The organism is Streptococcus sp. HMSC066E07 (assembly GCF_001814695.1).
In the GTDB taxonomy this organism is placed as follows: domain Bacteria; phylum Bacillota; class Bacilli; order Lactobacillales; family Streptococcaceae; genus Streptococcus; species Streptococcus hominis.
Map to the genome: position 1 here is coordinate 1 of NZ_KV817469.1, position 285 is coordinate 285.

At 43.5% G+C, this 285-nt stretch carries 1 protein-coding gene; it reads right to left on the reverse strand.

Features of this window, described 5'->3' with window-relative positions; translation table 11 throughout:
• The coding region (locus tag HMPREF2984_RS09760) for a MucBP domain-containing protein (RefSeq protein ID WP_180363948.1) at positions 1-285 on the reverse strand (285 nt) is incomplete at both ends.

Below are 285 nucleotides of genomic sequence, written 5' to 3' on the forward strand. Positions count from 1 at the left end.
CGCTTTTGTTCTTGTATTCAACGGTAACATCACCGTATTTCTTCTCTACCGGTTTTTCAACTTTGTCATAAACATAGACAACGCGGGTTGTTCCTTCGACAACCTGACCACTCTCGTGACCTTGTGTAGCATTGGTATCAATACGATAAGTTGTGCCATCATCCGCCGTAATGGTAGTTGGTTTGTGATCAGTTGTGTCATAGTAAGTACCAACCCGTGAAGTTGGTGTATCTACGATACGCGGAGCAATGGTGTTGCCTTGCTTATCTTGGTAGTCAACAACAA